The 12369-nt window shown below is 32.2% G+C and carries 13 protein-coding genes and 10 tRNA genes; 3 read left to right on the plus strand and 20 right to left on the minus strand.

What is annotated here, in order from left to right:
* Positions 1–39: 39 nt before the first annotated feature.
* The 10 genes from GKF99_RS03915 to GKF99_RS03960 form a co-directional block, all read right to left on the minus strand.
* Complete coding sequence (locus GKF99_RS03915; RefSeq protein ID WP_154272699.1) at positions 40–873, minus strand: undecaprenyl-diphosphate phosphatase; 834 nt, start codon at positions 871–873, stop codon at positions 40–42.
* Between the two features lie 103 nt (positions 874–976).
* Complete coding sequence (locus GKF99_RS03920; protein WP_154272700.1) at positions 977–2002, minus strand: spermidine/putrescine ABC transporter substrate-binding protein; 1026 nt, start codon at positions 2000–2002, stop codon at positions 977–979.
* Between the two features lies 1 nt (position 2003).
* Positions 2004–2777: an ABC transporter permease gene (locus GKF99_RS03925; RefSeq protein WP_035109446.1), complete on the minus strand. Its 774-nt coding sequence runs from the start codon at positions 2775–2777 to the stop codon at positions 2004–2006.
* A 1-nt stretch (position 2778) separates the two neighbouring features.
* A complete protein-coding gene (locus GKF99_RS03930; protein WP_094205495.1) occupies positions 2779–3588 on the minus strand; it encodes an ABC transporter permease in 810 nt (269 codons plus the stop codon).
* Entirely contained in the window at positions 3578–4624 is a 1047-nt protein-coding gene (gene potA, locus GKF99_RS03935; RefSeq protein ID WP_154272701.1) for a spermidine/putrescine ABC transporter ATP-binding protein, read from the minus strand. Before potA ends, GKF99_RS03930 begins: the two co-directional genes overlap by 11 nt.
* A gap of 12 nt (positions 4625–4636) precedes the next feature.
* Positions 4637–5176: an XRE family transcriptional regulator gene (locus tag GKF99_RS03940; protein WP_002836156.1), complete on the minus strand. Its 540-nt coding sequence runs from the start codon at positions 5174–5176 to the stop codon at positions 4637–4639.
* Between the two features lie 141 nt (positions 5177–5317).
* Complete coding sequence (locus GKF99_RS03945) at positions 5318–6157, minus strand: TPM domain-containing protein (RefSeq protein ID WP_154272702.1); 840 nt, start codon at positions 6155–6157, stop codon at positions 5318–5320.
* A 12-nt stretch (positions 6158–6169) separates the two neighbouring features.
* On the minus strand, positions 6170–6724 hold the full coding sequence (locus GKF99_RS03950) for a LemA family protein (RefSeq protein WP_002836154.1): 555 nt from the start codon (positions 6722–6724) through the stop codon (positions 6170–6172).
* 8 nt (positions 6725–6732) lie between these two features.
* Positions 6733–7908, minus strand: coding sequence for a tRNA uracil 4-sulfurtransferase ThiI (thiI, locus tag GKF99_RS03955; protein WP_154272703.1), 1176 nt, complete (start codon positions 7906–7908; stop codon positions 6733–6735).
* Positions 7909–9036: a cysteine desulfurase family protein gene (locus GKF99_RS03960; RefSeq protein WP_154272704.1), complete on the minus strand. Its 1128-nt coding sequence runs from the start codon at positions 9034–9036 to the stop codon at positions 7909–7911.
* A 92-nt stretch (positions 9037–9128) separates the two neighbouring features.
* On the opposite strand from GKF99_RS03960, the gene GKF99_RS03965 reads away from it, so the two are divergent.
* From GKF99_RS03965 to GKF99_RS03975, 3 genes are all read left to right on the plus strand, one after another.
* Positions 9129–9974, plus strand: a complete 846-nt coding sequence (locus tag GKF99_RS03965) for a ribonuclease H-like domain-containing protein (RefSeq protein ID WP_154272705.1) — start codon at positions 9129–9131, stop codon at positions 9972–9974.
* Complete coding sequence (locus GKF99_RS03970) at positions 9967–10578, plus strand: hypothetical protein (protein ID WP_094206976.1); 612 nt, start codon at positions 9967–9969, stop codon at positions 10576–10578. The genes GKF99_RS03965 and GKF99_RS03970 overlap by 8 nt, the downstream gene beginning before the upstream one ends.
* A gap of 83 nt (positions 10579–10661) precedes the next feature.
* Entirely contained in the window at positions 10662–11042 is a 381-nt protein-coding gene (locus GKF99_RS03975) for a prepilin-type N-terminal cleavage/methylation domain-containing protein (protein WP_154272706.1), read from the plus strand.
* Positions 11043–11122: 80 nt separating this feature from the next.
* Here the strand turns inward: GKF99_RS03975 and GKF99_RS03980 are convergent.
* From GKF99_RS03980 to GKF99_RS04025, 10 genes are all read right to left on the minus strand, one after another.
* A tRNA-Arg gene (locus GKF99_RS03980) sits at positions 11123–11198 on the minus strand.
* Positions 11199–11414: 216 nt separating this feature from the next.
* Positions 11415–11489 (minus strand) — tRNA-Trp (locus GKF99_RS03985).
* Positions 11490–11565: transfer RNA gene (locus GKF99_RS03990), tRNA-Phe, on the minus strand.
* A gap of 69 nt (positions 11566–11634) precedes the next feature.
* Positions 11635–11711, minus strand: a tRNA-Ile gene (locus tag GKF99_RS03995).
* A gap of 20 nt (positions 11712–11731) precedes the next feature.
* Positions 11732–11822, minus strand: a tRNA-Ser gene (locus GKF99_RS04000).
* Positions 11823–11841: 19 nt separating this feature from the next.
* A tRNA-Ser gene (locus tag GKF99_RS04005) sits at positions 11842–11930 on the minus strand.
* A gap of 5 nt (positions 11931–11935) precedes the next feature.
* A tRNA-Lys gene (locus tag GKF99_RS04010) sits at positions 11936–12011 on the minus strand.
* A gap of 4 nt (positions 12012–12015) precedes the next feature.
* A tRNA-Gln gene (locus GKF99_RS04015) sits at positions 12016–12092 on the minus strand.
* 7 nt (positions 12093–12099) lie between these two features.
* Positions 12100–12176 (minus strand) — tRNA-Arg (locus tag GKF99_RS04020).
* A 5-nt stretch (positions 12177–12181) separates the two neighbouring features.
* A tRNA-Gly gene (locus GKF99_RS04025) sits at positions 12182–12255 on the minus strand.
* Positions 12256–12369 lie beyond the last annotated feature (114 nt).

The raw sequence follows: 12369 nt of genomic DNA on the forward strand, positions 1-12369 counted from the left end.
GAATAATTGCAACTATTCCTCCTCATTATTATATCACAACTATCTGATTAGGCCGAAATAAATTAGAACCAATACACCAAGAGCTATTCTGTAATAACCGAACACTTTGAAATCATTGTTTTTGATGTAATTCATTAAGAATTTAATTGTGATTACAGATACAATAAAACTTACTGCAGTTCCCAATAATAACACGAATGCTTCCATTTCTGTAAAACTAAATCCAAATTTCACAAGTTTTAGTAAACTTGCTCCAAACATTGTTGGAATTGCCAAGAAAAATGTAAATTCAGCTGCAATTGTTCTGGATAATCCTATAGCAATACCACCTAGAATTGTAGCTCCTGAACGTGAAGTTCCTGGGAACACCGCTGCAATTACTTGAAATAATCCTACAATAAAAGCTTGTTTGTAAGTAATTTTATCGATACTATCGACTAGTTTTTTGTGTGATTCTTTGTTCTTATTTTCAATTATTATAAAAAGAATACCAAAAATTATTAGTGCTAATGAAATTACAAAATAATTATAAAAGTGTTCTTCGATAAAATCATCAAATTTTATACCAATAATAGCCGCTGGAATGCACGCAACAATTATTTTTGCCCACATTATCATTTTGTTTTTACTAATTGATATCAAATGAGTTTGACCTTTTTTGAATGGCCACACTTTGTTCCAATAAATTACTACAACTGCCAAGATTGCTCCCAATTGAATTACAACTGTAAACATTGATTTGAAAGCATCTGACATATTCAATTTTATAAATTCGTCTAATAATAAAATATGACCAGTTGAACTAACTGGCAACCATTCTGTTATTCCTTCTATAATTCCCAAAAGAATAACTTTTAATATTTCTATAAACATATTTCCTCCAATTTCTTAACTACTCATATTATATGAAAAATCTGTTTATTATTCAATCTCAAATGAAAAAAGTGCAAAAGAATTTCTCTTGCACTTTCTAGGTTTAATTTGCTTTTATATTAGCCCATATATCGTCGTATTTTTCGACAAAATCTGATGGGTCTTTAAATATTTCCATATTTTTATGCTTTGATAAATCAGGGTAAGCTGTAGCATCATCTTGAACTTCTTTGTCCAAAAGTTTTTTGGCTTCTGTAGATGGAAGAGAATAACCAATGTATTCTGCATTTAATTTTGCATTCTCAGGATCTGTCATAAAATTTATAAATTTTTCGGCATTTTCCTTGTGCTTTGCATTTTTCAAAATGGCTAACGTGTCAAACCACAAGTTTGATCCTTCTTTTGGAATTACATATTCCAAGTTTTCGTTTTCACCTTTAGCGACAATTGCATCGCCTGAATACATTACTGCAATATCTGCTTCTTCATTTACCATTTGATTTTTGGTTTCATCTACTAGATAAGCAAGAACAATATCTTTTTGTTTTATCAATGACTCTTTTGCTTTTTCCAACTCAGCTTCATTTCTTGAATTCATTGAATATCCTAATCTTTTCAAAGCTACTCCTAGAGTGTCTCTTGTGGAGTTCATCATTATGATATTGTCCTTGTACTTTTCATCCCACAAAATATTCCAGCTATCGACTTTGTCTTTTACTTTATTTTTATTGTATAGAATTCCGACAGTTCCCCACATATATGGAACTGTGTATTCGTTTTTGGGATCGTAATCCAAATTTCTAAACTTCTCATCGATGTATTTGAAGTTTGGAATTTTGCTGTAATCAATTTTTTCAAGCATTCCTTGTTTAATCATTTTTTCAGCCATGTAATCTGAAGGAACCACAACGTCGTAATTATTGCCTCCTTCTTTTACTTTCATATACATATCTTCGTTTTGCTCAAAAGTGTCATAGATTACTTTAATTCCCGTTTCTTTTTCAAACTTTTCTATCAAAGCGGGTTCGATGTATTCTCCCCAATTGTACACATACAAAACATTTGATTCATCTTTGGAGCAAGAAGTTAAAACCAATATAGTTAATAAAAATAATAAAATTTTTTTCATCTTACAATTCCTCCAATAGATTTGTTCTCTTGTGAAGAATCAACAATAGAATAACCATTACTAAAAACATGATTGTGCTCAACGCATTAATTGCTGGATTTACGCCTTTCTTTGCCATAGAATACACCGTAACTGATAAGTTTGACACTCCATGACCTGTCGTGAAGAAGCTTATTACAAAATCATCAATACTAAGTGTAAATGCCAACAAGCTTCCCGAAAATACGCCCGTTTTTATTTCAGGAAGTACAACTTTTCTCAAAGTGTAAAAAGGTGTCGCTCCCATATCCATAGCAGCCTCTGGCAAGAACTTATTCATCTGTGATAATTTCGGCAACACTGCAAGTATTACATATGGAGTTGTAAATGTTATGTGTGATAATAACATCGTGAAAAATCCGAATGGAAAATTCATCAAGTTAAATATTACCATCAAACTTACTGCTGTCACTATATCAGGATTTAAAACGGGAAGATAATTCATATTTAAAAGCAAAGTTTTCTTGTATCCTCTCAAATAATAAATTCCTATTGCTGCTATTGTTCCTAAAATTGTTGCAATTATTGTAGCTAATATAGCAATTAGTATTGTGGTTTTAAAAGAAGACAAGATTTCTTCGTTGTGCAATAATTCCTTGTACCATTTGAACGTAAATCCAACCCAGCTTCCTTTCAAACGAGAATCGTTAAATGAAAATACCATTAATACAGCAATTGGTCCGTAAAGAAATAAAAATACCAATGCCAAATAAAATTTCTTAAAAAATTCTTTCATTTTATTCTCCTTTCTCATTTGTAAAAGCTAATGAAATTAAAATCATAACGATAAGTACAACTGATATTGCACTACCATAATGCCAGTTTCCTGCTATTCTGAATTGATGCTCAATTATATTACCAATCAAATTGTATTTGTTACCACCAAGTAATGCAGATATTTCAAATGTAGATATCGCAGGAATAAACACCATAGTAATTCCTGTAATAACTCCAGGCAAACTCATCGGAAACACTACTCTTAAAAAAGTTTGCAACTTAGATGCTCCCAAATCATAACTTGCTTCTACTAGTGAATAATCTGATTTGTCTAGTATTGAGAAAATAGGAAGTATCATAAAAGGTAAGAAATTATAAACCATCCCCATTAAAATAGCTCCTTCAGTGTAAAGCATTTTAATTGGAGAAAAACCAAAATGTATCAACACACTGTTGATTATCCCGTTTTTACCAGTTAAAATAATCCACGCATAAGTTCTCAACAAAAAGTTCATCCACATTGGAATAACTATCATAAGCATCAACACAGCCTTGTATTTTTTGTCTACTTTACTTATAAAATAAGCTGTTGGATAACCAATCAACAAACAAATTACTGTACTTATAAATGCCAATCTTATTGAATTCAAAAGCACTTTCACATATTTTGACGTAAAAAATCTGTGAAAGTATTCAAGCGAAAATTGTGGATTGGAAAAATCTCTCAATGATCCAGTTGTAACTGAATAGTAAACAATAAGAAACAACGGAAATACAATGAAAAATAATATCCAAATAGCGTAAGGAATAGATAATTTCTTAAGCTTCATTATCGCACCTCTTCATTATATGAATATTATCTGGATCAATGTTAATTCCTACCATACTTCCCTGAGGCTTGTTGATAGTTGATTGGGCTTTATATTTAAAATCTCCAGTATCCACAAACATTTCGTAGTGAATTCCTTTAAATCTGTCGCTTATAACTGTGCCTTTGATTTGTCCTTTTTCTGGAGCAACTATCTCCACATCTTCTGGTCTAATAACCACTTGGACACTTTCGTTTTTCGCAAAGCCTTTATCCACACACTTCCATTTATGATTAGAGAATTCAACCATGCAATCTTCCAAAAATACTCCGTCAATTATGTTACTTTCTCCAATAAATTTAGCTACAAACTCATTCTTAGGTTCATTGTAGATATCTTCTGGAGTTCCTATTTGTTGAATTATACCATTATCCATAACCACAATAGTATCGCTCATAGTTAAAGCTTCTTCTTGATCGTGAGTTACATAAACAAATGTAATTCCAATTCTTTCTTGAATATTTTTGAGTTCATTTTGCATTCCTTTTCTCAACTTCAAATCCAAAGCACCCAATGGTTCATCTAACAACAAAACACTAGGTTCGTTGACCAAAGCTCTTGCTATAGCAATTCTTTGTTGTTGGCCACCACTCAAATTATTTATTTTTCTTTTTTCAAAACCAGACAAATTAACAAGTTTCAAAACTTCTGTTACTTTTTCTCTGATTAATTTTTCGTTCATTTTTTTGATTCTCAAACCAAAAGCGATGTTTTCGAATACATTCATATTAGGAAATAGTGCGTATTTTTGAAAAACTGTGTTCACATTTCTCTTATAAGGTGCAATATGACTTATGTCTTTTCCTTCAAAAATAATTTTCCCAGTATCTGGAGTTTCAAATCCAGCAATTAATCGCAAAGTCGTAGTTTTACCACAACCTGATGGTCCCAATAATGTCAAAAATTCTTTATTTCTAATGTAAAGATTCAAATCTTTTAAAATATGTTCATCGTCAAAAGATTTATTAATACCGATTAATTCAATGATATTATCCATTAAACATTCCCCCTAAAAATTTGGTGGTGACATAACCCATATCACCTTGCAGATTTTTGTGCCATTATTTTCTAACATTCTAGTTTTATTGCACTTCGTGTAAAAACAATCACCTTTGTTTAGTTTATATATTTCATTGTCGAGATAAATGTTGCAACTTCCCTCAAGTACATACCCAAACTCTTCGCCTTCAAATGGATTGTATTCTTTAGTTTCTCCTTTTTGATTAAGCGTAATTATAACAGGCTCCATAGTGTTGACTTGAGATTTTGGAACTAGCCATGTAATAGTAGAATTCATGCTCAAATCTTCACTTGATTGATAGTCATCTTTCGTGAAAATTTCTTTTACTGAGGGCTTATCCATAAAAAAAGTTGCCATATCAGTTCCCAATGCATTTAATAAGTCATTAAGTGAATCTACAGAAGGACTTGTCAAATCTCTCTCTAATTGTGATATAAAACCTTTTGTCAAATCAGACCTTTCTGCCAATTCTTCTTGGGTCAAGCCAAGTTTTAACCTCAACGATCTTATTTTTTCTCCTATTTCCATTACTATCTCCTTACTTAAAATATTAAACCAAAAGTATTATAACATAAAAGCATACAAAACTAAACAAAAAGTTAAAAATATTTTACTAAATTTTCGTAAAAAAATACTCTCAAAATTAATTGAGAGTATTCATAAATTTGATTAAAAGCTTCTTCCAGCTCCTCCGCCTCCGGACGAGCCTCCTCCGCCAGAGAATCCACCGAATCCTCCGGAAGATCCGCCGCCAAAACCTCCACCGAATCCTCCGAAGTCATCGTCATCGAATCCTCCTCCAAATCCAGGGAAGAATATTGTTCCACCACGTCTTCTGCCTCTGTATCTATTATTTCTACGATTACTTCTTGATATAATGTACAGAATAAACAGAAATATTATAATTCTAGCAATAGTGTTCATAAGTTGCTCGTCTGAACTTCTGTTTAAATTTTCTTGATATTTGTCAAAATCCCCAGTTAATTCAACATCATACTCAGCAGCAACTTCACTGACAACAGCATTGAATCCTTCTTGTAAAGCGTTAGAATAATTACCGTCTTTTAAATCATCAAGCATATATTCATCAATTATTCTACCAACCTTACCATCGTTAAGTCTTCCTTCAATTCCATAACCTGTAATGATATTGATGTGACGATTACGACCTTTAGGTTCATTTAAATCTTGTGACAATAAAATCAGTACCCCATTTTTCTTAGTGGCATCTCCGATTTTCCATTTGTTAAACAAATCAACGCCATAATCAACAGGATCCCTTCCTTTTAAATCTTTTATGGTTACAACAAGTACTTGTGAGCCTGTTTTTTGCTCAAGTTCTACATTCGTCTTAACTATTTTATCTTTAACTTCCTGGCTAATCACACCCATCTCATCAAGATAAAAAGTATCCGGTGATTTCGGCAAATCTTGGGCAAAAGCATTTACATTAAAAATTAATAAAAAAGCTAAAACAAATGAGAATATCAATCTAAATTGCTTTCTCATTATTTATTTGTCCTATTCAAAGTTAACTTGTGGTGCTTTTTGTGCTGAAGCATCTGCTTCAAAGTATTTTTCAGAGCTGAATCCCATTAATCTAGCAAATATTACTGTTGGGAATCTCTTAACTTTTTGATTATATGATTTTACAACTGTATTGTAATTCTTTCTTTCTGTAGCGATTCTGTTTTCTGAACCTGCTAATTCATCCATAAGTTGTGTAAAATGTGCATCTGATTTTAATTCAGGATATCTTTCTACAACAACATTCATACCATTTAATGCTTTTGTCAATTCATCATTTGCTTTTGCTAATTCTTCTGGGTCTTTAGCATTCTTAACACCACTTCTAGCTTCAGAAACTTTGATGAATACATCTTCTTCATGCTTTGCAAATCCTTTTGCTGTGTTAACCAAGTTTGGAATTAAATCCGCCCTTCTTTGAACAACGTTTTGAACTTGTGCGTAAGCTTCGTTTACATCTTCCTTTGATTGAACCAATCCGTTGTATTGTGGCACTAATAATAATGCTAACACAACAATAATCCCTATAATAACTCCTGCTTTTTTCATACTTCCTCCTATTGTCTAATCTTAATTAATTCCATATTATCTATACATTCTTGAACCAAGGCTTCAATATCTAAGTTTTCTTCTTCTCTTTTGACATCGTAAATTCTTGGTTTAGTGACTGGTCTTTTCGGTGTAAACACCGTGCAACAATCTTCAAAAGGCAAAATTGATGTTTCGTACGTTCCAATTTCTCTTGCTATTTCTATGATTTCTGTTTTATCACTTGCAATCAAAGGTCTTAAAATAGGAAGACTTGTAACTTCGTTGATAACTGAAACTCCTTGAATAGTTTGACTTGCAACTTGACCCAAGCTTTCTCCTGTAATCAAAGCGTCAATTTTGTTTTCATTTGCAATTCTTTCTGCAATTCTCATCATAAATCTTCTAGAAATGATAGTCATCATTCTTTCCTTGCAGTTTTTGGTGATAGCTTTGTACACTGGAAGCAAGTTCACAGAATAAAAGTTAATATTACCAGTATAATAAGAAACTTCTTCTGCTAATTGCTTAACCTTTTCAAAACCTCTTTGACTTGTGAATGGATAGCTGTGGAAATGCAAACAATCCACACGAACTCCTCTTTTTGCCATCAGAAAAGCAGCTACAGGACTGTCTATACCACCAGATAATAACAACAAACCTCTTCCAGAACTTCCAATAGGAAGACCTCCCCATCCTTTGATTCTATCAGTGTAGACATAACAATTATCCTTGATATCTACATAGACAAAAAAGTCAGGATTTTTGATGTCAACCTTAACATAATTTCCGTATTTTTTTAATATCGTGCCACCTAAAAGCGGATTTAATTCTGGCGATTTTGGTTCAAATTTCTTGTCAACTCTATGAACATCAACCTTGAAAGTTTGAAGTTTGTCTTCGATAATTTTTCCTTCTACTATCTTTAATACCCCGTCTTGCATACTTTCAACCGTTTTTTCACATTTTATGCAAGGACTAATGTACACAATTCCAAAAACTTTTTTAATTTTATCTATCATTTCATCAAAATCATTGACATCAGCCTTGATGTACAACTTACCTTGTTCTTGATAGTATTCTTCTATTTTATAATCAGAAATCGCATCCAAAATCTTGCTTATTGCACGTTTTTCGAAAGTGTGTCTATTCTTTCCTTTTAATGTTAGTTCTCCAAAACTAACCGATATATACCAATCTAACATTTATCTCCTCATAATATCTCTAATATCTTCTAATCTAAGCTTTAATTTCTCAACAAATATATCCAGTACATCCTCAGGCGTATCATCAGTAAATGAAATTCTTATACATCCATCTGAAAACTCATCAGGTGTGTTAATACTTTGGATAATTCTTGATTTTTTGGAACCATTACATGCACTCCCAGTAGAAATATAAATTCCATCTTGTTCCAAATAATGTAGCAATACTTCACTCTTAATGTAATTAAAGCACACATTCGTAATGTATGGACTGTATCCTTCCAGTTTGGAATTAAAATACACACCATCAATTTTTGATAACTCATCCATCAAATATGATTTCATCTTGTACAATCTGTCGTAAGTCTCATCAATTTTAGAAAAAACTTCTTCACTAGCGCATTTCAATGCCACAATTCCCGCTACATTCTCAGTTCCCGGAGAAATTCCAGACTCTTGTGATCCACCTATTATAAGAGGCTTAACTCTTTCAGGGTTTCTAATGAAAATCGCACCAATTCCTTTTGGAGCGTGAATCTTGTGACCACTAATTGTGTAAAAATCAATCTTCGCTTCATTAATATCCAATTTAATTTTGCCAAAACCTTGAATTCCATCAACATGAAACAAAGTATTAGGATTTTTTTCTTTAATTCTCTTGCCCAATTCTGTTATTGGAAGAATTTTACCAGTTTCATTATTAACATGCATAACTGAAACTAAACGAGTTTTTTCATTTACCAAATCAATAATATCATCGACTTTAAAATCATCACTTACATTTACAAAATGAACTGTCCTATTTTCCTTCAATTTATTATAAGTTTTAAACACAGAAGAATGTTCGATATTTGTAGTTATAAATTCTTCTTTTTTATCATTTGTAACACTACCATTGATTGAAATATTATTACCTTCAGTTCCGCAAGATGTAAAAAATACATTCTCTGATCTTACATTTAATAAGTTTGCGATTGTATTTCTGGAATCAGTAACAAGTTTTTCAGCCCTCATTCCAAAATCGTACAAACTTGAAGGATTACCAAAATCAACAGTCATTGCGTTAACCATTTCTTTTACTGCATTTTTCGACACTTTTGTAGTAGCAGCATTGTCTAAATATATCATTATATCCCTTCATTTCTATTTAAAATCATACTAATATTATAACATGTAGAGAAAATTTACCAAAATAATAGTATAATGGAAATGGTGATAAAATGAATGAAAATCAGGCTATTATAAATATAGAAACAACAGGAATCGATCCTCACAAAAACCACATCTATCTTATAAATATATTCACAAATGATAGGTACTATAATTTTTACTCAAAAAACAATGAAACTGAGGAAAAAATTATAAAATCAGCTTATAAAATCATACTAAACAAACAAATTATTTGCTTTAGTGAATTTGACGTAAAATTTATCAATACCAAGATAATCAAATATACAGAATTTGATATCATTAATAATTGCATTTACTTGCAAAAATTAATAAAAAATTACTACAAAAACTCATTCACTTCCCTTAAAGCAAAAGATTTGGCATCAAAATTATTCGATATCAATATAGATGATAAATCAAAATCAGTGAAACTATACAAAAAGATTTCCAAAACAAATCGTATTTCAGATGAATTAATAGAATTTTCTAAAACATCCATGAATTTTAAGATAAAGTTGTACAATTATATGAGAAAATTCTTTGAAAAAAATTGTGATACGTTTGAAGTATACTCAAATTTTGTTAGATATTTATTGTATGATATTAAGAAAGTAAAAAACAACTTAGAAATTAGTTTGATTACAGATAATAAAATGGAAATTGATGCCATGTATGAATCAACTCAAATCAAATCGCAAGGAATGTTTATAACTTTATGTTTGAGTTTGCATGAAGGATACATTGAAGATGATTTTGTTGAATGTTCAATGACAAGTATGGAGAACAATTATAATTTAATAAACAATTACTACCCTTTAGTCATAAATGAAGAGTTTATTTATGATAATATTAAAGAATTAGTAAAATACACACTTACGGAGATTTTTAATGAATAAAAAGACAAAACAAATATTGTTTGCAATATTAGGAAACTTAATAATAGGATTTAGTATAGGAATACTCAGACTATCAAAATTAGGCGTAGATCCTCTTAGCTTTATGAATAGTGGATTTTCGGACTTTTTGAAAAAAGATTTTGGAACTGTAATTACTGTGACCAATTTTATATTAATAGTTGTAGTATTTTTCGGTCATAGAAAATCTATCGGACTTGGAACAGTCATAAATATGGCGACTGTAGGTTACAGTGCTGATTTTTCGTATATGCTACTAAAATTTATGGATACGGACAAATTTTGGGTGAACTTTATTCTGTTGATAATTGGAATAAATGTTATGAGTATAGGAGTTGGAATTTATTTGGAAGCTGACCTGGGTGCCAGTGCTTATGACGCTATGCCCTATGTTGTGGACAATATAGTTAAAAGAGATTTATCATACAAGTATACGAGAATCGTACTAGACATAATATGCATTGTAGTTGGCCTATTATTTGGAGAACAAATAGGAATAGGAACTATATTTTTAGGATTTTTATCAGGCCCATTAATTGTATTTTATAGGAATTTGGCTAAAAATTTAATTTTTGAAGAGATTTAAAAATATTTAATTATTTGTATTGAATAATCCTTGATTTTGATTATAATAAAAGTAAGTAGAATAATAAATAACTGGAGGAAATTATGAAACTACAAACGTTAAAAAAGAAGAAAAAAGGGTTTACATTACTAGAATTATTGGTAGTACTTGCCATACTGGCTATCCTTATAGCAATAGCTATCCCTGTCTACAAAAACCAAAAAGAAAAAGCAGCTATCACTGCCCACAACGCTAACGTAAGAGTCTTGGAAACAGCTGTGGAAAGCTATAGACAAGATCATGGTGAATATCCAAAAAATGTAGATGCTTTGAAAGGCAATTACATTAAGAGCGTACCAAAAGTTCCAGTTAGCAATAACGAAAACTTAAAAAACCAAAAATATTTAATCAACAAAACTACTGGCGAAATTTCTCCTGCAGAAATTCATAACGATAATGAAACAGACAAAACACCAAAACAATAAAACAATATAATATCAAACCTGCTTAATCAAGCAGGTTTTTGAATGCAAAAAAAGATAAAACTAAGCTATCTTTTTATATTTGGCAGAGATTGAAGGAATCGAACCTTCATCCTTCAGATTCGGAGTCTGACATTTTACCAATTAAACTAAATCTCTATACCCTATCATCTATGACTATAATTTACATTATTGTTTTTTATAAAACAATACATAATTTACGTATTATAAATTTTACTTACACAGAAAATATATAATCTCCTAAAAAATTGTTACGTTAATTGTTACGTTATATAATCGTAGATTAAATATATAAAACATAAAAACGGCTTGTTTTCAATGTTTAATAACACATAGAAACAAGCCGTTAAGTCGTGGCAGGGGATAGAGGACTTGAACCCCTGACATCCGGTTTTGGAGACCGACGTTCTACCACTGAACTAATCCCCTTGGTGCCCAGAGCCGGAATCGAACCAGCGACACAAGGATTTTCAGTCCTTTGCTCTACCGACTGAGCTATCTGGGCACGTACTTTATTTAGGAAATGATTTCAACATTATAAAAAAATATTTCTTGAATAAATCAAGAAATAAATTGGTGGGCCTTCAGGGACTCGAACCCGGGACCTACCGGTTATGAGCCGGGCGCTCTAACCAACTGAGCTAAAGGCCCAAGAATAAATCATATATTCTTGGCGGAGAAAGAGGGATTTGAACCCTCGCATCCCGTTAAGGATCTACTCCCTTAGCAGGGGAGCCTCTTCAGCCACTTGAGTATTTCTCCTAAATAAAGTAATTTAAAATGGCGGAGAGGGTGGGATTCGAACCCACGCGGGGTTGCCCCCAAACGGTTTTCAAGACCGCCTCGTTATGACCACTTCGATACCTCTCCACATTTGGTGGCTCATCCGGGACTCGAACCCGGGACACCCTGATTAAAAGTCAGGTGCTCTACCATCTGAGCTAATGAACCATATTGGCTGGGGTGACAGGACTCGAACCTGTGGAATGCAAGAGTCAAAGTCTTGTGCCTTACCAACTTGGCGACACCCCACTATTATTGGCGCACCTAGGGGGATTCGAACCTCCGGCACACGGATTAGAAGTCCGTTGCTCTATCCAGCTGAGCTATAGGTGCTTAATTGGAGCGGGTGAAGGGAATCGAACCCTCGCAACCAGCTTGGAAGGCTGGGGCTCTACCACTGAGCTACACCCGCATATAGGTAATTAATCTTATTATTTTGTAAAATTTAATTGGTGGAGGAGGGTGGATTTGAACCACCGAAACATAAAGTAACGGATTTACAGTCCGTCCCCTTTGGCCACTCGGG

Source organism: Finegoldia sp. BIOML-A2, from assembly GCF_009678315.1.
GTDB classification, from domain to species: Bacteria; Bacillota; Clostridia; order Tissierellales; family Peptoniphilaceae; genus Finegoldia; species Finegoldia magna.

What these genes read in the sequence shown, in the direction of transcription:
- thiI (WP_154272703.1), bottom strand. Translation starts at nt 7,908, where the DNA reads ATGTTAGATTGGTATATATCGGTTAGTTTTGGAGAACTAACATTAAAA.
- GKF99_RS03960 (WP_154272704.1), bottom strand. Translation starts at nt 9,036, where the DNA reads ATGATATATTTAGACAATGCTGCTACTACAAAAGTGTCGAAAAATGCA.
- GKF99_RS03920 (WP_154272700.1), bottom strand. Translation starts at nt 2,002, where the DNA reads ATGAAAAAAATTTTATTATTTTTATTAACTATATTGGTTTTAACTTCT.
- GKF99_RS03975 (WP_154272706.1), top strand. Translation starts at nt 10,662, where the DNA reads ATGAAACTACAAACGTTAAAAAAGAAGAAAAAAGGGTTTACATTACTA.
- GKF99_RS03925 (WP_035109446.1), bottom strand. Translation starts at nt 2,777, where the DNA reads ATGAAAGAATTTTTTAAGAAATTTTATTTGGCATTGGTATTTTTATTT.
- potA (WP_154272701.1), bottom strand. Translation starts at nt 4,624, where the DNA reads ATGGATAATATCATTGAATTAATCGGTATTAATAAATCTTTTGACGAT.
- GKF99_RS03940 (WP_002836156.1), bottom strand. Translation starts at nt 5,176, where the DNA reads ATGGAAATAGGAGAAAAAATAAGATCGTTGAGGTTAAAACTTGGCTTG.
- GKF99_RS03930 (WP_094205495.1), bottom strand. Translation starts at nt 3,588, where the DNA reads ATGAAGCTTAAGAAATTATCTATTCCTTACGCTATTTGGATATTATTT.
- GKF99_RS03965 (WP_154272705.1), top strand. Translation starts at nt 9,129, where the DNA reads ATGAATGAAAATCAGGCTATTATAAATATAGAAACAACAGGAATCGAT.
- GKF99_RS03915 (WP_154272699.1), bottom strand. Translation starts at nt 873, where the DNA reads ATGTTTATAGAAATATTAAAAGTTATTCTTTTGGGAATTATAGAAGGA.
- GKF99_RS03950 (WP_002836154.1), bottom strand. Translation starts at nt 6,724, where the DNA reads ATGAAAAAAGCAGGAGTTATTATAGGGATTATTGTTGTGTTAGCATTA.
- GKF99_RS03970 (WP_094206976.1), top strand. Translation starts at nt 9,967, where the DNA reads ATGAATAAAAAGACAAAACAAATATTGTTTGCAATATTAGGAAACTTA.
- GKF99_RS03945 (WP_154272702.1), bottom strand. Translation starts at nt 6,157, where the DNA reads ATGAGAAAGCAATTTAGATTGATATTCTCATTTGTTTTAGCTTTTTTA.